Raw genomic sequence first — 18,931 nt, forward strand, 5'->3', positions numbered from 1 at the left:
AGTAATTACTATAGTGGAATGCCCGTATAACTGCCCAAATTATTTTGGGATAAAAGAAAAAAGCGTCAAGGATAATGTTATCCTTAACGCTTTTATATTATGATGTATAGAGCTTATTACTTGCTTAAGCCCTTAAAGAATTGGTATAATAAACGAACGCCAACTCCTGAGCCGCCTTTTCCTCGGTAGCTACTTTCTTTTAAATGAAATGAAGGACCTGCAATATCAAGGTGAATCCATGGATAGTTGGTGAATTTAGCTAAGAATTTACCTGCGGTAATTGAACCTCCTTCGCGGCTACCTAGATTCTTAATATCAGCAATGTCTGACTTAATCAACTCATCGTAATCGCTCCAAAAAGGGAAACGTACTACGCGCTCGTGAGTAGCATAACCATCTGCCTCTAATTGTGCAAAAGTAGCATCGCTTGCGGTACCCATTCCTACAGTACCATACTCGCCAATTGCCATAACAGCCGAACCTGTTAATGTAGCTAAATCAATCACTAATTCTGGCTCGTATTTATTGGCGTAACTAATGGCATCGGCCATAATTAAACGACCTTCGGCATCGGTATTTAGAACCTCTACGGTTAAGCCATTGTGCATGGTTAAAATATCGCCTGGTACTATTGCGTTTTCGCCCGGACGATTATCTGTAGCTGGTACCAAGCCGATAATATGTATTGGTAATTTGTTTTTAGCAATGGCCGCCATTGTTCCGATAACCGAAGCTGCTCCACCCATATCACATTTCATGGTATCTAAACTTCCGGGAGGCGTTTTTAGGTTAATACCACCCGTATCAAATACCACACCTTTACCCACCAATACGTAAGGTTTTGTGTTTTTAGCATTTTCGGGTTTCCACTCCATTATGGTAAATGTAGGCGGATCAATACTACCTTTGTTTACGCCCAATAAACCTCCAAACTTAAGAGCTTCAATCTTAGTTTTGTTAAGCACTTCGGTAGTAAAACCATCCTTTTGACCTTGTGCCACCATAAAGTCGGCAATGTCAGTGGCATTTAATCTATCTACCGGAGTATTTACTAAATCGCGTGTAATGTAAACAGAATCAACAATATGATTTAGCTCTGTAATTTGATCCTCGGTAATTACTTCAGACTGCACTGTAATCTCAGTTAGTGCAAATTCCTTTTCTTTACCTTCAGTTTTGTAGTTGAAGCTGTAGGCACTTAAGGCAATCCCTTCGGCTAAAGCCAAAGTTGATTGTGTGCATCCCTTTAAATCTAGAAGAGAAACCGTATTTAGATCCTCGCCTTTTAGGGTTTTAAATATGCTATTACCTTTTTTGCGTAAGCTTTCTAATTCATCGTTTCCATCTTTATCGCTTAACACAATAAATAGGAAGTTGCTTAGCTGATTTAAAGTAATTAGTTTTTTATCGGCATCAAGCTTGCCTTGTATGTATGCCAATTCGTTAGAATTTAGCGATAGTTGCGATAAATCTTCGGCCTTACTAATGATTACAGCTGTGTTGCTGTTTGCTGTGGCCTGCCCTTTAATTATTGTTGGTTGCATTTAATTAATTGTTAATTATCAATGGATTTCCAGCTCTTAGAAGTAGTGTAGCAGTTTTTGGGTCATAGGTTTTAGGCTAATGGATTCTCAAATAACTACTGACTAAATACTAAGCACTATACATTAAGTCAGTTCGTTGCTATTTTGTTTGCTTTGCTGGCGAAAATAATCTCGGGTAATTACCTTTTTAAGCTCGCGGTGAATGATTAACTCAGTGATTACCTCGTCGTAATGGCTATCGGGCATTTCGTTCTGGTACATGGCAATTTGTTGCTCACTTACATCAATACGATATAAAAAATGCATAAACTGCTCCATGTTGTTTGCCAATAAATCGGCCACATAAAACTTCATTTGGTGAAATAGCTCGTCGTAGAATATATCAGCCTGCTCTGAGAAGTGAATGGTAAAACCAAACTCCGCAAAGTCTTTCTGAATTTGTTTACCCGTTTCAATAATCAGTTCGTTTTTACGCGTTGCCTGTTGCAAGGTAGCGCGCGTTAAACTAGGAAAACCCATGTTGTAGAATTGTTAATTGTTAATTATAATTTGTTAATGGATTTACCTATCCGGAATCCATACAAGCCTACTTAGTAGCTGTTTCAGTTGCTTTTTTTATAGGTTTGTAGGTGCGTAAAACAGCCTCTAACTGGCGCATCATATTGCGTTTGTTAGGTTTTGTAGGGTTGTATGCATACCCTTCAGTAACAGTTATTTTATTGGTTTCTTTATTTAGGTGCGAGTAGCTAATAAATGGTCCGCCCATCATATCGCCTTCCACACGCCACAAGCCACGTAGCTCAATAACATTTTTATCGTTAGGGGTATTAATTACCTGATAGCTAACCGGAAATTTAGGTTCAGTAGTCATGTAAGAACCTTCACTAGGTCCAGGAACTTGAGCCTTAAGCATCTCGTAGCGTTTGTTTAGTAAATACTCTTTAGAGAAAGAACCTTCACCCACATAATCAATTTGGTAAGTGATAACTCCTAGGCTCGATGATGCTGTTTCATGCGACATCCATAGCACCTCATCGTTTCTTTTACGTAAGCTAAATTCGCGCGGTACATTAATCACGTAATCGTAATTCTCTTTCATTAAGTCCGTCATCTCCTTACTAAAAGTCTTTGTGTAAAACTTATTTAGTCTATCGCGTTCAGCCTTGGTAAAAAAGCCCACAAGCTTTAGCTCATTCTCTTCAATCTGTAGTTTTAAACTACTTGTATCCTTAGCAAATACCTTAACCAGTGCCTGATCTCGAGCCCAAGTTTCTTTATAAAACTTAATACCTTCTTCCTTCACCTTTGCACCCACTTCAACAATAACAATATTACGGTAAGTCTTCATAAAATCAGAAAACGAGCGGTAGGGTATCACCGAAGCATCAAACATGGGCTCTTCTTGTGGCAGGCCAATCATAGGCTGAACCATAATGTCCCAAATCATTTTACCTCCTTCCGATTTCTTTACAGAATCGTTCATTACAATTACCATAACTCCCGCTTTGCCCGAAGGTGCAGGTTTATGTGCATTAGGTTTTGTTTTACAGGCCGATAGTGATATAACCATAGCCGTAATAATATACAGTAGATTGCGCATATAATGATTGTTTATTTATGGGTTGATATTAATTGATACACAAATGTACAAAACATTATCAAACGTACTACACTAGCTTGCGAGTATCAAGTATGAAGATGAATGGTTTATTATAACACCTAGTAAGCTGTAAGTCTCATTAACAACTAATAATTAACTTGGGGCTTCCCTGCGGGGCGGGCTAAACGCTATATCTTTGCTTCGCCATAATGGGCTCACAAAGGATGCCGCTCCTATCCCTAAGCCAATTGGGTTCGAGCTGCGTATATTTTATTATTGTGTATAATTTCAAATATTATAATCATTACTATCCCTCATTTTATGAATTAATTGAGTGCTCTATATTGTGTTATATAACACAATACAGCACATAATAACTACTAGTGCTGACCTAGCTTTATTTAAAAAACAATATGCTTCGTTTAAAAAACAGACTATTCTATTTGTAAAACCACAGAATTGCAATTGCGATATAGTAACTGGCATCTAGCATTATAGATTTGTATGAGTACCATATTTTCTTACTTTTGCCTCCGTTCATTAAAACCACTTATGAAAACCAAGCCGACAAAAGTTTCCATATAGTTTATCGATGAATATAAAAAGGGCACGCGTCCATTAATGCACCTATAAGTTACAAAGGCATTTAACCTAAATTTTGTATTATGATAAAATACTCAAGCTATTTAAAGCATTACCCTCTAAGTGACATATAGTTATTAACAAACCCATAAAAATAAACCTTATCAAATGAATAAAATTATTTTAGCCTTAAGCTTAATGCTTATAGTACCGTTCATGTCAAACGCCCAAGACCACGAAAGAAAATGCGGTTTTACCCTTGGTTTAGAGTATAGATATTTAGCATTTACAAGTGGCGAAGTGTATGATCCGGGTTGGTATAGTGGCCCTTTATATTCTGATGCCAAAGGGATGAGTTTGCGCTTCTACCTTGGGTATTATATTACAAAAAACATCGTATTAAATGCCGGCTTCGGTCTCGATGGTTATCAGAATCCAGGTTCTAATACAGCGCCTTTGGTATTGCAGGCAAAGTATCATTTCAATAATGGCTTAAAAGGCTTCTATGCATTTGCCGAAGGTGGCCCTTTACTCAATTTATCACCAGCAGGAACTCTCGACAAGGGTGAGACTTATGGAGCAGGAATAGGCAAAAACTTTAAACTATCTCGAATATTAAAGCTAGCAACTAGTATTGGATATTGTTATCAGAATTCATCTAATGATACTTTTGGTGGTGAGTTTACTAGAAATAGTATGCTACTGGGTTTAGGTTTGTTCTTTTAAAATACTCGATGCAAAGCGTAAAAAGTAAATATGCCGGTTAGTAGCCTACACTAATTAATATGAATATTAACCACTAATTATAACAACAATGAAAAAGCTATTGTCTCTGATTGCCCTAATGGGCTTTATGCAAATGAATGCACAATCAATAGAAAAACAAACCACACGTTCAGGAGTCTATTATGCCGTAAAACTGAATGCAAAAACGGTTTTCCATGATATTGATATTGCGCTCCGTAATTATGGGACTCAAGGAGTGTATACCGAAAGTAGTTCAACTAGTAGTATAGGGTTAAATTTAGGCATGGGTTACCACATTAACAAGAAACTTGATGTTGCTATAAACCTGGCATACGATGAGTATTTAGGTGATGTTACATACACACTTGATCTGTACGATCAGGACTTTCCATATATTCTTGAGCTAAGGTCGATGCCATTAACAGCTCAGTTTAAGTATAATTTCTCTGAGCGTATTTCATCATGGTATGTATCTGGCGATATCGGTACCCAACTCAACTGGTCAGGCAAATGGGCTTCAGGAGCAATTACAGCTGCAAGCTTTGGTAAGTCAATTCCTATTTCATCAAAAGCCAACTTAGATGCAGCCCTTACTTTCGATTACCGCACGGTTACAAACATCCCCTATGTAGTTGATAAAATATATAGTATAGGGGTATCTTGCGGAGTAAGCTTTTAATAGCTTCACACCATTTTGTGTCAAGCTATCTTGTTTTAATTATAAGTAATCTTTAACCATGCCTTACCTAAAACTTACTTGCCCCGTTCAGCTAACCCACTTGTGAATCCATTGCACAGCTGAACTATCCACAGACCTTGAAGCATCAGCTAACAAGGCAATATGTGTCATTATGCTCTCTGTAACTATTTCTTTTGCTATCCCAATGAGGTACTATTTTTTACCTCTTTTATAAAATCGACCATTACTTCCACTTTTGCGATTGTAGTTAAGGTTATGTTAATATCCATATACTTTAGCTACACAGAGGTTAATGTTAAGTTAAACAGAATTACAAGCTTGATTTGTAGCTATAAATGCACATATATTTGTGATAATAATTAGTAAACAAACCAACTGTAAACAAAATATATGAGACTGATTCGTAACTTACCATAAGATCACTTCCTGTTTTTTCATGTTCTACAACATTTTTGTACTTTGGAAGGTATGTGTACTTTATTTAAAATATGATATATCTCATGTAAAAACATGGGGTGTTCATTTACAAAAGCACTGATTTTATCCTTGTTAAATGTTACTAGTCAGGCCTTTTGTTGATTTGTTTAGTTTGATATAATTTATAGGTTTGTATTAATCAATAACCAATATATAAACCAAGTCGAGCCATGATTCAATAAATTATTATCAATATTAAGTATCTCGCATAAGCCATGCTTATGTAAATATATAACCCCATGTCTTGTTTGGTACAAGGCATATTAAACCTATATTAATAATGATTAAGTATTCTTTATTCAAAAATCATCTTACCCAAGCAGAAAAAGATTGTGTGGCCTTTATTCAAGAGCGACGCACTATTACCCTACCTATGATTATGGGAACAATGACGGGTAGAGGTAAATCAATAACCGATACCCAGGTATTGAGTGTGTTAAATGAATTTTCTCATGTGGTATCTGAGCACCTCAAGCAAGGTGATTCCATATCCACTGATATGTTTTCTATTATGCCCAGCATAAAGGGAAGCTTTGAAGATAGTGAGGATAGCTTTGATGCTGCACGACATACTGTTTCATTCAACATGAAGCTAGGTAAAACTTGGAAAGTTGACACATCTCTTATTGAAATGCAAAAGGTAGCAGCTCCAACTAAAACACCTATGATTGTGAGTGCCGAAGATCGCTTATCAGAAACAATGGATGAAAGCCTTAGTCCTAAAGGTACATTAGATATACGCGGTATCGACCTAAAAATTAATGAAGGTGCAGATGATGAGGGCATCTTCTTTTTAGTGGATCAAACCGCTACTAAAGCCACTAAATATTATGCCAACACTGATAAAAAAGTAGAAGTACGCATCCCAGAGCTTACTTCGGCTAATACGTGTAGCATTGAAATTCGTAAAAGATACGGACAAAGTAAGCAATTATATACGTTTACCTACGATGTTGCTTTTACGATATTGTAATAGCTTACTGAATTACAGGTGGTGAGATCTTCTAAGATTATGCTGAAGAACCTTCTAAGGTTTTGTGCGAATACCTTATAAGTTTACTAAGCAATATCTTATAAGATCTACTACTTGTGATTTACGCTGAAATATAATTGAGGCTAAACACCTATTTCTATAATCACAGACCACTTAAACTAAACATCAATAATAAATAAAGCTATGAGATTTATATATGTAATAATAGTGAGTACCCTAGTAATGATTTCATGTAATAAAGAAGACGAAACGTATACACTATCAGACCAAAGCAGTGGTGTAGTAGCTGTAAATAATGTATTGCAGTTTTCCAACGATGCGCAATTAAGCAGTACCATAACAAGCCTGTTAGAGATGACCTTTGATGAGCAAAAGCAATGGGGTAAAAGCAAAAGATTTGTTTCTTTAAATATAAGTTGTAACGATTCGGATGCATGCACTGTCAATAAAGGAGGAGACGACTCACAGCCCTTAACCAATATTGAAACAGGATATGTTAGTTCTGATCAGTATACAGGAAATTACAATGATACTAGCACTAGAATTCCCGATAATAAAAGGAATGGCTCACATACCTTAACCACACTAGAAACGGATTATGTTCCCGGCAATCAGGGACCACAAATATACGCCTACTATAATACAGATTTCGATGCTTCCGAATTGGCTTTAATATGCAACCCCAATGGTTTATTTTCGGTAGGGGGTACTATTTATCAAGCCCCTGTGTTATTAACTAGTGATAGCGTTGATGTTGATTAATCCATTAGTAATTAGCATGATTTATTAAGAAGTTGTTGATCTTCAATTAAAATAAGAAGGCGAATATATAGCTAAAGTTAAAGGCTAAATATTCGCTTTCTGTCATTAATAAACCAATACTAATCCATAACCATACATATGCAAGCACTTTGCTTAATGCTATAGTATGTATCATTCCATTATAGGTTCTTGTACACTATTGAAAGATGATTGTAGATGCACCCTAAAGTGTGAAAGTTATGTTAAAATTATTTTGATATAGCTAACAAGTAGTTAATGTTAAGTTAAACAAACTTATTGACTTGATTAATAGTTGTAAATCCACATATATTTGTAATCATAATCAATAAACAAACCAACTGTAATGACAAAGCCTTTTCTATGTTTAAGTATCATAAGTTTCATAACAACTCATGCTTTTGCGCAACCACAAAGTGGTATAAAGCTGGGGGTAAACCAAACTATTCTTCCCAAGAATGAAGCCTATAGTTTTCAGCCCCAAATAGGATCTTCTATTTCGTATCAGCAAGTATTTAAGTTTACCGATAAATGGCACCTTGCTCTTGGCTTAGGTTATCAGATGAACTCTTTCATTATATCGTATAATGATAACTTAAATGCAGATGAAAAAATGAGTGAAGAATCCTTAATTGTTCCGCTAACTATCAATTACACCTATAATAAAACATCAGTAAAACTTGGGTACCAGTATCAATACATTAGCGATGTTGACTTATTTGGCAAAGGAGGCTTACCTAGTCCTGATTTTCATGTAAATTCCGTTACTACTGGTATTGCTTATAACTTTGGTTTTATCGATTGTAGTATTGATTATATATATGCGCCTAAGCGTGAAATGTACAATACTTCGGTTTATGCAGAACCCGTTGTACAAGGTGGGTATGTGACTGAACCAATAGTTACTTCAAGTATGAGCACCATTCAATTTTCTGTAAGCATACCCTTAGGTAAAAAGCGTAAATAATATATCCAAAACCACATAATTATGAAAAAACTAATTGTGAGCCTATGTATCATAGGCCTTATGTCGACCTATGCCTTTGCGCAGCCACAGAGTGGTTTAAAACTAAGTACCAATACAACCTTTATAAAGAGTACCAATGAATACAACTACAAGCCTTTAATGGGTTTAGGGATTGGTTATGAACATGCTTTTCGCTTTACTGATAGTTGGCATTTGACCCTGGGAGTCGGATACAATTTATCATCAGTAATGATAAACGATAAGACCTATGAGGATTATGAGTATTATGAGGGTGGTAATAATAACAGGAAGAGCTCTGAAGAATCGTTAGCAATTCCTATTGCAATAAATTACACTTATAATAAGTTTTCGGCAAAGTTAGGTTACCAATATGCCTATGTAAGCGATATTTCAATTTTTGCAACAGGTGGAGGAGGCTTTGGCATTGATCCACACTCTCATTCAATAGTAATGGGACTCGGATATAATTTTGGTTTTATGAGCTGCAGTCTTGATTATTTACATGGACTCAATCGGACATTATCATCTTCTACGTCTGTTTATAGCAATCCCTATTCTCGAGGTACTGGTGAATATGTGGTACAAACAACAGAAACATTTAAAACGAATACCATTCAACTTTCTGTAACCATACCACTGGGTAAAAAGAAAAGCAAGTAAACATGATAAAACAAACATTATACTTCATAGGTATTCTACTATGCTTTTATTCGTGTATTAGCGATTTAGACTTAGATTATCCCGAGGCAGATAAACAGCCCATATTAAATTGCATTATGCAAAACGATAGCGCTATTAGTGCTCAGCTTAGTTGGTCAGCCACTAAGCACAATGGTGCAATAGAGCCCATATTAAAGGCAAAAGTTAGCCTGTTTTTAAGTGGTGAGTTAATTGAAACTGTAAATCAGTCTGATGCAAAGGGAAACTATTTCTTTAAACATATAGCAACTCCAAATAAGGAATACGAGGTTACAGCTGCATTTGATCAATCTGTATTGTCGGCAAAAACTACTTCGGTAAGTAAGCCCAATATCACCATTGATAGAGAGTTTAAAGAATATAGGAGCGACAGAATTTACAAACTAAGTATTAATGAAATTGATGATTCTGTAGGTGCACTATATTTATTCATATACAATGAGTATACCTCTTATGAAGATCAATCAAAGTATTGGTCTCACGAGTTTCTTTTTTGTAATTCACCCCTTGCAGATGATTTTAATGCCTATTTTTTTTCTGGTAGGCATGATGGGTTTCATTACCTATACGACTATTTTGTTAGAGTAGATGCCAATAATTTAAGAAGTAAAAAAGCTGTAATAAATCTAGCTACTATTATTGGTTCTGATAAAGTAAAGGTTCGGATTCTTACTACTAATCCTTTGTACGATGCCTATTTTAAATCGGCCTATTTGCAGCGCACTTTTGATCCAAATAATAATTTGCCCTTCTCCTATTATCCAGTGCCAATCCCTAGTAACATAGAAGGAGGCTTGGGCATATTCTCGGGCATCGATATTACTGAGTTTGTGTTTGATGATACAGCTAAAAACGACTCAATATCTATTCATTATTAAACTTTAGCCATCCTTTTATTATGAATAATTTAATTAAGCATTCAGGAACAATGAGTTTATTGTTCCTGTTAATTTATACTTCGGCATCCGCGCAAAGCGATGTGAAAATATACGGAACCATTAGCGATGCCAATTCTCAAGAGGCTTTACCGAATGCTTCTATTTACGATATGTCAACTTTTGTAGGAGCGGTTAGTAATCTGCATGGTTACTACACTTTAAGTATTCACCCAAAAGATTCTGTACAACTTTTGGTTTCTTTTATAGGCTATCAAAGTCAATTACTCAATATTGGCCTGTCGACTGATACATTAATTAATATTCAGTTACAAAAGGGTGTTGAGATTGAGGAGTTTAAAGTAATAGCTAAACGCTATCAGAGTATGGCAAAGGAAACCGGAATTACTAAAATGCCCATTAAGGATATTATTTACAATCCGGTTTTTATGGGAGAAGCTAACCTTATTAGCTCATTAAAAACGCTACCAAGTGTTAGTTCAGGTAAGGAGGGTGGCTCCGAACTATTTGTACGCGGTGGTAACTACGATCAGAATCTGATTTTGCTCGATGAGGCGCCTATCTACAATCTGAATCATGCCTTTGGTTTGCTTTCGGTTTTTAACGCATCCACTCTTAAAAGTGTTGATTTATACAAAGGTGGAATACCTGCAAGTTATGGAGGTCGTCTTTCCTCGGTGCTTGATGTTACATCCCGCGAAGGGAATAAAAAGGAGTATGGTGGCGAGTTATCATTGAGTACGCTATCGGGTGCATTCACTTTTGAAGGCCCCATAATAAAGGATAAAGCATCCTTCTTATTTTCGGCCCGACGATCGTGGGTTGATCAGTTGGTAATGCGCGCTATGAGTGATGAAGATATTAAAATGGCTTTATACTTTTATGATATTAATGCCAAAGTAAATTTTACGGTAAAGGAGAAGCATAATTTCTTTATGAGTTATTACACAGGTAAAGACGAATTAAATGCGAGAGTGGATGAAGAGGAATCAAAGTTTGCGATGCATCAAGGTTGGGGTAATCAGCTGGGATCGGTACGTTACAATACCATTTTAAATAATGGTTCATTCTTAAATTTAAGTACCTACTATACCCAATTTGAAGAGTATGATGTTTCAGATGGTCACACAGATGGCGATTATGTAGAGCAAGCATCAGCTTCAACGCTTAAAGAGTTAGGATTTAAAGGCGATATCAACTGGTCCTTAAATTCTAGGCTGAACTTTAAAACTGGTATAGAGGCCAATTGGAGAGGTATTGAGCCAAGCCATAAAACAGCTACATATAACGGAGATATAACACAAATCAATGCTCAAGAAAATCAAGAACAACTGAGTTATGTGGCATTTGCATCATCCATATACAAGTACAATAAGCTAAAATTAGAATTGGGTTTACGTGGTACTGTGTTCCAAGATAAAGTACAAACCAATACCTATCTAGAGCCCCGACTCAATGCTTCGTACCAATTAAGCAAGGCCCTAAAACTGAAACTTGGAGCTATGCGCAATGTTCAGCCCCTGTATGCCATGCGCAAGAATAACAATGGCTTTCCGGGTTATACTTGGCTTCCACTTACAAATGGCTTAATGCCACAGGAGGCTTGGCAATCTTCAACCGGCTTTAATTGGCAAAAGGGTTCGTGGATGATTGATGTGGAAGCCTATTATAAGCACATTTATAAGCAAGCGAGTAACTACCGATTTCCGTACGATATTTACGGCTCAAGCAATTGGTACGAACTTATTGATCAGGGCGAAGGAAGAGCCTACGGTTTAGAGTTTTTAGGAACCTATAATAATCATGGTTGGGATTTGCGCTTATCGTACACCCTAGCGCGAGCTGAAAGTAAGTACGATGAGATTAATAATGGCGCTTGGTTCAATTTTGATTACGACATCAGACACGAATTAAGCCTGGTGGCCTCCAAGGTAGTTTATAATCGCGATGGAATAAAAAGGTGGTTCACCAGTAGTTTTAGTTTGCACTCAGGCACTCCGGTTAGTATGCCAACCCATACTGCAAATAGTGCATTCCCAATTTTTGCAGAAGATAAGTACTACTCCGATTTAACTCAAGTAGATTACTATAATCAGCCCAACAATGCGCGTATGCCATTGTATCACCGCCTTGATATTGGTTTTAATATGGAAAAACAAAAAGACCGAGGATCACGTACTTGGTCAGTGGGTGTAATTAACGCCTACAATAAACAAAACCCTTATATCTATTATAGATCAGATAAAGGGCAATTTCAGCAATTAACCATGTTTCCTATTATGCCTTATGTGTCTTTTAAAAGGAGTTTCTAATTTCTTAAGATGACCATAAACAACAAACGCAACTACTAATGTAATTGCGTTTGTTATTTGTATCTTATTTTCTATTGCTTTATTCTACTAAAAGCTAAAGTATTAATCATCCATTTTGGCAATCCCTTTTTAGGGTCTCTACCTTTAAGATTCATATACCAACCCAACTTTTCAATAATCGGAAGTTTATGCGTTTCAACAAACTCAATTAATGTTCCATCCGGATCTTCGATATAAGCAAAGTGACCTGCTGCAACACCCATATCAAAGCTATCAGAGCTATCTACAGTAAATGCATTGTTCTTACTTTTACATTCTTCGCGTAAAGCATCCATGCCAATAATATCAAAGCAAAGGTGAATGAAACCCAATTCGCCCCATATTCTATCTTTAAATATTTTCTGAGGTTCGCGCTCTAAAGCTTGCACTAATTCTATTTGCGAAGGACCATAAATTTTACTGAAACTACCAGTACGAGGTTTGGAATGTTTCAGTAATATTCTTCTGAATTTCTGATCTCCAGAAGGAAGACATTTTAAATCATCAAAGGCATCGGTTTTATCATACACCACCTCATCATAACCCAATATATCTCTATAAACTTTTAAAGATTCGTCAACGTTACTAACTCCAATAGTACAGCCATAAACGCCACCAGTTACTGATTTTTGCTTTTTGTAAAGAAAGCTACTAGCCACAACCTCGAATAAATTGTTATACGGATCTTTTACATAGTAATGTTTGTTACCACTAGGGTCCTCTGAAATTTCACCTTGAATATCTAAACCACTCGCTTTATGAGTTTCATAAGCAGTGTTAATATCTGAAGTTTTTATTTTAGTAATGTAGATCCCGTAATCACCCAAGTTTAATTCAAAAGCAGGAGCTTTGGGTTCTATACCGGTATGTTGCCATATCTCAAAGCCTCCGCCACCTTCCATATTAATGGCAAGTGCAGCATATCTTTCTCTGGTTTTTCCATCAGTATGAGGTAACATTAATTCAGCAACAGCAGTATCTTCAAATACATTAATATCCATTCCGAAGTGCTTGATATACCATGCCCATGCTTCCTTGGCATTTTTAACGCCTACTCCTATTTGTTGAATTCCTGTTATTGTTTTATTCATCTGCTGATTTGTTATTTCATTAATAGTACCACCTATAATAAAGCTACTTATGATCTATTTTATTGGTCATTATTCTGTACATAAATGGTACGAAGCGACGAATATACACCATTAATAATTCTTTTTGGCCTACTAATATATCTTTCTTATTTTTTTTAATAGCTTTTAATATTTGATCAGCACACTTGTCGCTTGGCATTCCAGTTTCCTGACCAGGATCCATAACACCATTTGCGCTTCCATCAGAAAGTAAAGCATGCTTTGAAATATTGGTTTGAATACGGCCTGGCGAAACAATGGTTACATTAATATTATCCTTGTGTAATTCAGCACTTAGCGACTCAAAGAAACCCTGTAGTGCATGCTTAGATGCTGCATACGCCGAGCGTAACGGAAATCCAAACTTACCAACAATACTACTTGTTACCACAATATGACCGCTCTGTTGTTGAATCATATAGGGTAAAACCAATTTAGTTAATGCTACTACACTAAAAAAATTGAGCTCCATTATTTTTCTATCATTCTGCAAAGGGGTGTCTTTAACCAACGATCGTTGACTCATGCCTGCATTGTTTATCAACAAATCAATACGGTCTACCCTTTTAATAACCCGATCAACCAGGTCATCAAATTTATCAATATCAAATAAGTCGGCTTCAAAAACATCACATTGTTTTGTGTGCTGCAAACAAATAGCTGCCACTTCCTTGAGTCGTGATTTATTGCGAGCTGTAAGTACTAAGTGGGCACCTTCTTTAGCCAATGCATAAGCCAATGCCTCACCAATTCCCGATGAAGCTCCAGTAATCCACACTATCTTATTTTTAAGATCTTTCATAGTTTATCTTAGCTGATTATAACGATATAGAACTTTTAATTTCGCTGCGCATTAATTGTAATGCTGATTTGAGTTCTGGATTATTCTTAAATGTTCTATTATACTTAAAGTGATTGAATAGTTTGATGTATTCATCTCTTAATAAAACACTCCAGAAACCAAAGAAGGCTATGGCTAAAACAGATAATATTCCGCTGTATGTTGTAGTTATAGCAATTACTGTTGCTAAAATAGCGTAATAAATAATACCAAATAGCCATGATGCGCCAACGTATACCGAGCCGTAAAATTCATCAGTTTTAACAACCTTTTCGGCTACCTTTCTTCCCAAAAATACAGGGAGTACATTTAAAATATATGCAAGAGAAAAGAGTGGTGACACAATAAGTAATAAGATAGATTTTAGTGCGATGTTTTTACTTGGCGTAATCGCTTTATCCCTTAAATTGTGTTGGTGCAGACTATTAAAATATTTACTGGAAATAGCTTCTAGGGCTTCGTATTTCTGATTGTTATTGGCGTATAAATCATTTATTTTATCCGCAACAGCTTTCTCTTTTGCTAGCTGCTCAGTATCATTATTAAGAATAGGAAGGGACCTTGGTGGTTTATCGTTCTCAATAATCTCAAGACATTGATTGGCTAAAGTGTCTGTTTCTTTATTTTCAAGATGAATAGATTTACTTACCAAGGCAGTATGTAAATCACTATTAAACTGATTAGTTGCTTTAGCAGGATTCTCCTTATAAAGAGCTTCGTACTGCTTCATTTCAATGGGCTCACCAAAATCAACCATAACGCGCTCACGTATTTTTGGAGCATTAGTATAGTTCATCGAAACCGGAACCACTTTTAATCCTAAATTAAAATCGCTGCTCTCTTCAGCACCAAACGCAATACGTGCAGTACCTTTACGTATTTTACGAACGCGTTTTTCAATAACACAAATTCCTTCTGAGTGAATTAGAATTACCTTACCCTTACGTAGCTTTCGCGAGTAACTATCTAATGCTTCAATGTTCTTTTTAACATCCTTAGCATTATCCATTGCGCGATATATTGGCGATACAAACATTTGCCCCAATAAAAAACGGTTTAGCTTTGTGCTAAAAACATCGCCACGAGCCAAAAAGGTTAACTCTCTTTTTGTAAAAGCACCCAAAGTCATATCGTCGATAAACGAGTTTGGATGCATTGCAGCTAATATTACCGGCCCACTTGAAGGGTAATTCTTAATATTTCCGAAGCTTACTTTTCTGAAGAATAACCTCAACGTAAACATCATGGTATACTTTAATAAATAATAGAGCATTACTTTTTCTTCTTTTGTTTGGCCTTATCAAGCGACATTAGTAGGGTTGGTAATAATATTAAGTTGGTAAGCATAGCAACAATTAAGGTTAAGGATACCAATAAACCTAACGCGATGGTTCCTCCAAAGCTAGATGCCGTGAATATCGAGAATCCAAAGAATAATACAATAGATGTATAAATCATGCTAATACCAGAACCCTTGATGGCTTCAATAACCGAGAACTTAATGCGTCCTTTGTGTAAAGCTAACTCTTGCTTGTATTTGGCTAGGTAATGAATACTATCATCTACTGAAATACCAAAAGCAATACTAAATACCAATATAGTTGAAGGTTTGATATGAATGCCGAAATAGCCCATAACTCCTGCGGTAAATAGCAAGGGAATTACATTAGGTAAAATGGATATTAATGCAGTTCGGAGCGATTTAAACATTATTGATATGAAAATAGATATCAATACAATTGCAATGGCTAAACTCATAAATAAGTTACGAACCAAGAAGTTTGTTCCTTCTAAGAAAACCAAACTTGTACCAGTAAAGGTAACATCGTATTCTGTGGGCGGGAAAATCTTATCAACTTCAACTCGCAACTCATCCTTCAAAGCTTTTATTTGAATGGTATTTACATTTGCCATCATCACAGTCATTCGGGCGATCTGTCTCGTTGAATCTAAAAAGGCTGATAAGTCGGCGCTAGATCCACCAGCTTGCTTAATGTCCTTAATTTTATTCAATTCCTTAGGCGGAGGAAGTACATAGTATTTACTATCGCCCCCTCGGTAAGTTTGATAAATGTATTTTATTCCATCAATTATCGACATTGGTTTAGTAAAATCCCTTTTGAAATTTTCATTCCGTTGAATCAACTTATCCAATTTATGCATTTTATAAAGGGTTTTTGCTCCATTGGCAAATATCCCATTTTCTTCTTTTGCATCTATGATAATCTCAAAAGGAAGAACTCCCTTATACTCTTTTTCAAAGAATAATAGATCTTGATAAACATCATCATCATGCGGAATATCATCAACTACATTACCTGCAGTTTTGATTTTACTCATGCCTATTACACTAATTAAAACCAATAATGCTGTTCCAAAATACACTTTATTTCTACTATTTAAAGTATTCGAAATAAGCCATTTTATGGTGTTGGTTAAAAACTTATTATCAAGATGCTTCGTATGTTTTGAATTAGGTTTCTTCTGAAAACTTAATGTGATTGGGAAAATTGTAACCGAAATAAGAAACAAACACATAATATTGATAGAAGCAATTATACCAAATTCTACCAAAAGTGAAGAGCTTGTTACCAAGAAGGTAGCAAAGCCTGCAGCAGTTGTTAGGTTCGTTAAAAAGATAACTCCACCAATTTTACTAATTGTTGTTTCTAATGCAACCGTTGCTTTACCATGCGATTCGCATTCCTGATGGTATTTATTAAGCAGAAATATAATATTAGGAATACCTATAACAATAATAAGCGGCGGTATTAAGCCTGTAAGTATAGTAATCTTAAATCCGAATAGTACAACAAATCCGAATACCCAAATTACTGATATTCCAACTATAAATAATGAAGTGAGTACTACTTTAAATGAGCGGAAAATTATATACAGAATGATGGCTAAAACAAGCGCGGCTAATCCAATAAATAAACTTAGCTCACCTCTAACTTTCGACATTACGTGTGTGCGGATATACGGAAGTCCGGAGTAATGAATTTCAATGCCAGTTTCCTCAGTAAACATTTCAGCAGCTTCTTGCAGGTGGTGCACTAATTCAATACGACTTTTAGAATTAACAATATCGTTTTCAAGCGAAATTGACATTAAGGTTACAAAAGAAGTATCGGTTTTTGTAAATACAAGATCCTTATAAAAACGGTTTGATGTAAGGTCTTTTATGATGGAATCAAGTTCGAGCTGTGTTTCTGGTACTTTGTTAAAGTATGGGTAATTACTAATAGTTGAATCTGCCTTTGAATACGACAAACCTTGCAGTGAGCAAAGTGAAGTTACCGACTTTACACCCTTATAGTCTTCTTTATTATACTCAACTGTAATCTCCTTAATATCTTTACTAAGTTTATAAAAGGCTTCAAAATTATCGAGTTGAAGTACTGATGGGTCCTTAACGCCTAATAATATTAAGCGAGCATCCTCTCCAAAGAGTTCTTTAAAGTTATTGTACTCAATAAAAGTAGAGTCTGTTTCTGGTAACATTTGTGCTAACTCGTAGTCTAGCTCTACTTTTTGGGCATTGTACCCCATAAAAAGGGTAATGCCTATGATAGCCGATAATATGGCTACTCTATATTTAATTATTGCGTGATTTACTTCGTGCTTTTTCACCTAGTTTGTAATCTTGAAAATGATAAATACTAAGGAAAAATTCCCTAGTGTAAATATTTTGCAAATATAGGAGTTCTACATTTAAGGATTACTTAAGTTGGGTGTTTTCTCGCTCTGTTTTCTAAATGTTTTTAATGAGTTTGTGATGCGCTTATTTTTTCTTTGTGGCAACTAATGAATAAACAAGTGGGAACTTGTCTTCTAAACCTTTAATCTTATACTTGTTTTTCTCTATCTCTATTGTGTTCTCAAAACAATTATAAGGTGAGTAATTATACTCCTGAAAGTCGTTAATGCTTAAACCTGTTTTAATAATTGAATTGATAACGGTACTTAATCCATGATTCCAACATACAGATTTCTCTATCATATTAGAGCTCGACTCAGAGTCTGTATAAGTGCCTTCTAACTCTTCAATGATAGCTTCTGAATCAGAATAATTAAATTCTACTTTCTTAAAATCATAGCTAAACATCCAAACTATTGGGTGAAACTCTACAAAAACTAACTTACCTCCAGGTTTTAGAAAGTGGTTAATAATTTCGGCCCATTTTTCCATATCCGGGAGCCAACCAATTACTCCGTATGATGTGTATATTATATCAAACTTTTCATCTAAAACATCAGGTAGTTTGTAGATGTCGCTATGTATGAAACTTGCATTTGTACTCAGCGAACTATTTAACTCTTTGGCTTTCTTAATGGCTTCATCAGAAAAATCAACACCTGTTGAAATAGCCCCATGTCTTGCTAAGGAAATTGTATCCATACCAAAATGGCATTGTAAGTGCAATACTTTCTTACCATCTAGATTACCTAATAATTCTAGTTCAATCGGATTTAAAGAATCTTTTCCTTTTAAAAAGGAATCAACATCATAAAATTTAGATTTATAATGTATTTCAGTTTTTTTATTCCAAAGGTTTTTGTTGATGCTGATATAATCCATTTAGGAGTTTTTTTAATAAA

Annotated in this window: 16 protein-coding genes; 8 read left to right on the top strand and 8 right to left on the bottom strand. The window is 35.6% G+C overall.

The window, feature by feature from the left end; translation table 11 throughout:
• Positions 1-116: 116 nt before the first annotated feature.
• The 3 genes from QMO11_RS01185 to QMO11_RS01195 form a co-directional block, all read right to left on the bottom strand.
• Positions 117-1,544 carry a leucyl aminopeptidase family protein gene (locus tag QMO11_RS01185; RefSeq protein ID WP_282035648.1) on the bottom strand — a complete coding sequence of 476 codons (1,428 nt, stop codon included), beginning with the start codon at positions 1,542-1,544 and terminating at the stop codon, positions 117-119.
• Between the two features lie 123 nt (positions 1,545-1,667).
• A complete protein-coding gene (locus QMO11_RS01190; RefSeq protein ID WP_282035649.1) occupies positions 1,668-2,063 on the bottom strand; it encodes a hypothetical protein in 396 nt (131 codons plus the stop codon).
• A gap of 67 nt (positions 2,064-2,130) precedes the next feature.
• Positions 2,131-3,144, bottom strand: coding sequence for a DUF4837 family protein (locus QMO11_RS01195; protein ID WP_068472735.1), 1,014 nt, complete (start codon positions 3,142-3,144; stop codon positions 2,131-2,133).
• Between the two features lie 750 nt (positions 3,145-3,894).
• Between QMO11_RS01195 and QMO11_RS01200 the strand changes: the two genes are divergently transcribed.
• The 8 genes from QMO11_RS01200 to QMO11_RS01235 all read left to right on the top strand — a co-directional run bounded on the left by QMO11_RS01200 (position 3,895) and on the right by QMO11_RS01235 (position 12,319).
• The gene (locus QMO11_RS01200) at positions 3,895-4,452 is read left to right on the top strand and encodes a hypothetical protein (RefSeq protein ID WP_282035650.1); all 558 of its coding nucleotides are present in this window, start codon (positions 3,895-3,897) and stop codon (positions 4,450-4,452) included.
• A gap of 88 nt (positions 4,453-4,540) precedes the next feature.
• A complete protein-coding gene (locus QMO11_RS01205; RefSeq protein ID WP_282035651.1) occupies positions 4,541-5,152 on the top strand; it encodes an outer membrane beta-barrel protein in 612 nt (203 codons plus the stop codon).
• Positions 5,153-5,930: 778 nt separating this feature from the next.
• A complete protein-coding gene (locus QMO11_RS01210; RefSeq protein WP_282035652.1) occupies positions 5,931-6,623 on the top strand; it encodes a DNA-binding domain-containing protein in 693 nt (230 codons plus the stop codon).
• 204 nt (positions 6,624-6,827) lie between these two features.
• Entirely contained in the window at positions 6,828-7,406 is a 579-nt protein-coding gene (locus QMO11_RS01215) for a hypothetical protein (protein ID WP_282035653.1), read from the top strand.
• Between the two features lie 364 nt (positions 7,407-7,770).
• Complete coding sequence (locus tag QMO11_RS01220) at positions 7,771-8,391, top strand: hypothetical protein (protein WP_282035654.1); 621 nt, start codon at positions 7,771-7,773, stop codon at positions 8,389-8,391.
• Positions 8,392-8,412: 21 nt separating this feature from the next.
• Positions 8,413-9,072 (top strand): outer membrane protein, encoded by a 660-nt coding sequence (locus QMO11_RS01225; RefSeq protein WP_282035655.1) that lies wholly within the window; start codon positions 8,413-8,415, stop codon positions 9,070-9,072.
• 2 nt (positions 9,073-9,074) lie between these two features.
• Positions 9,075-9,989: a DUF4249 domain-containing protein gene (locus tag QMO11_RS01230; RefSeq protein WP_282035656.1), complete on the top strand. Its 915-nt coding sequence runs from the start codon at positions 9,075-9,077 to the stop codon at positions 9,987-9,989.
• 20 nt (positions 9,990-10,009) lie between these two features.
• On the top strand, positions 10,010-12,319 hold the full coding sequence (locus QMO11_RS01235) for a TonB-dependent receptor (RefSeq protein WP_282035657.1): 2,310 nt from the start codon (positions 10,010-10,012) through the stop codon (positions 12,317-12,319).
• A gap of 71 nt (positions 12,320-12,390) precedes the next feature.
• Here the strand turns inward: QMO11_RS01235 and QMO11_RS01240 are convergent, their stop codons facing one another.
• From QMO11_RS01240 to QMO11_RS01260, 5 genes are all read right to left on the bottom strand, one after another.
• Positions 12,391-13,449 carry a VOC family protein gene (locus QMO11_RS01240; protein WP_282035658.1) on the bottom strand — a complete coding sequence of 353 codons (1,059 nt, stop codon included), beginning with the start codon at positions 13,447-13,449 and terminating at the stop codon, positions 12,391-12,393.
• A 43-nt stretch (positions 13,450-13,492) separates the two neighbouring features.
• On the bottom strand, positions 13,493-14,290 hold the full coding sequence (locus QMO11_RS01245; RefSeq protein WP_282035659.1) for an SDR family oxidoreductase: 798 nt from the start codon (positions 14,288-14,290) through the stop codon (positions 13,493-13,495).
• 16 nt (positions 14,291-14,306) lie between these two features.
• On the bottom strand, positions 14,307-15,602 hold the full coding sequence (locus tag QMO11_RS01250) for a 1-acyl-sn-glycerol-3-phosphate acyltransferase (RefSeq protein WP_282035660.1): 1,296 nt from the start codon (positions 15,600-15,602) through the stop codon (positions 14,307-14,309).
• The gene (locus QMO11_RS01255) at positions 15,602-17,962 is read right to left on the bottom strand and encodes an efflux RND transporter permease subunit (RefSeq protein WP_282035661.1); all 2,361 of its coding nucleotides are present in this window, start codon (positions 17,960-17,962) and stop codon (positions 15,602-15,604) included. The genes QMO11_RS01250 and QMO11_RS01255 overlap by 1 nt, the downstream gene beginning before the upstream one ends.
• Before the next feature lie 151 nt (positions 17,963-18,113).
• Positions 18,114-18,911 carry a class I SAM-dependent methyltransferase gene (locus tag QMO11_RS01260; RefSeq protein WP_282035662.1) on the bottom strand — a complete coding sequence of 266 codons (798 nt, stop codon included), beginning with the start codon at positions 18,909-18,911 and terminating at the stop codon, positions 18,114-18,116.
• Positions 18,912-18,931 lie beyond the last annotated feature (20 nt).

The sequence above is a fragment of the Saccharicrinis aurantiacus genome (genome assembly GCF_947489045.1).
In the GTDB taxonomy this organism is placed as follows: domain Bacteria; phylum Bacteroidota; class Bacteroidia; order Bacteroidales; family Marinilabiliaceae; genus Saccharicrinis; species Saccharicrinis aurantiacus.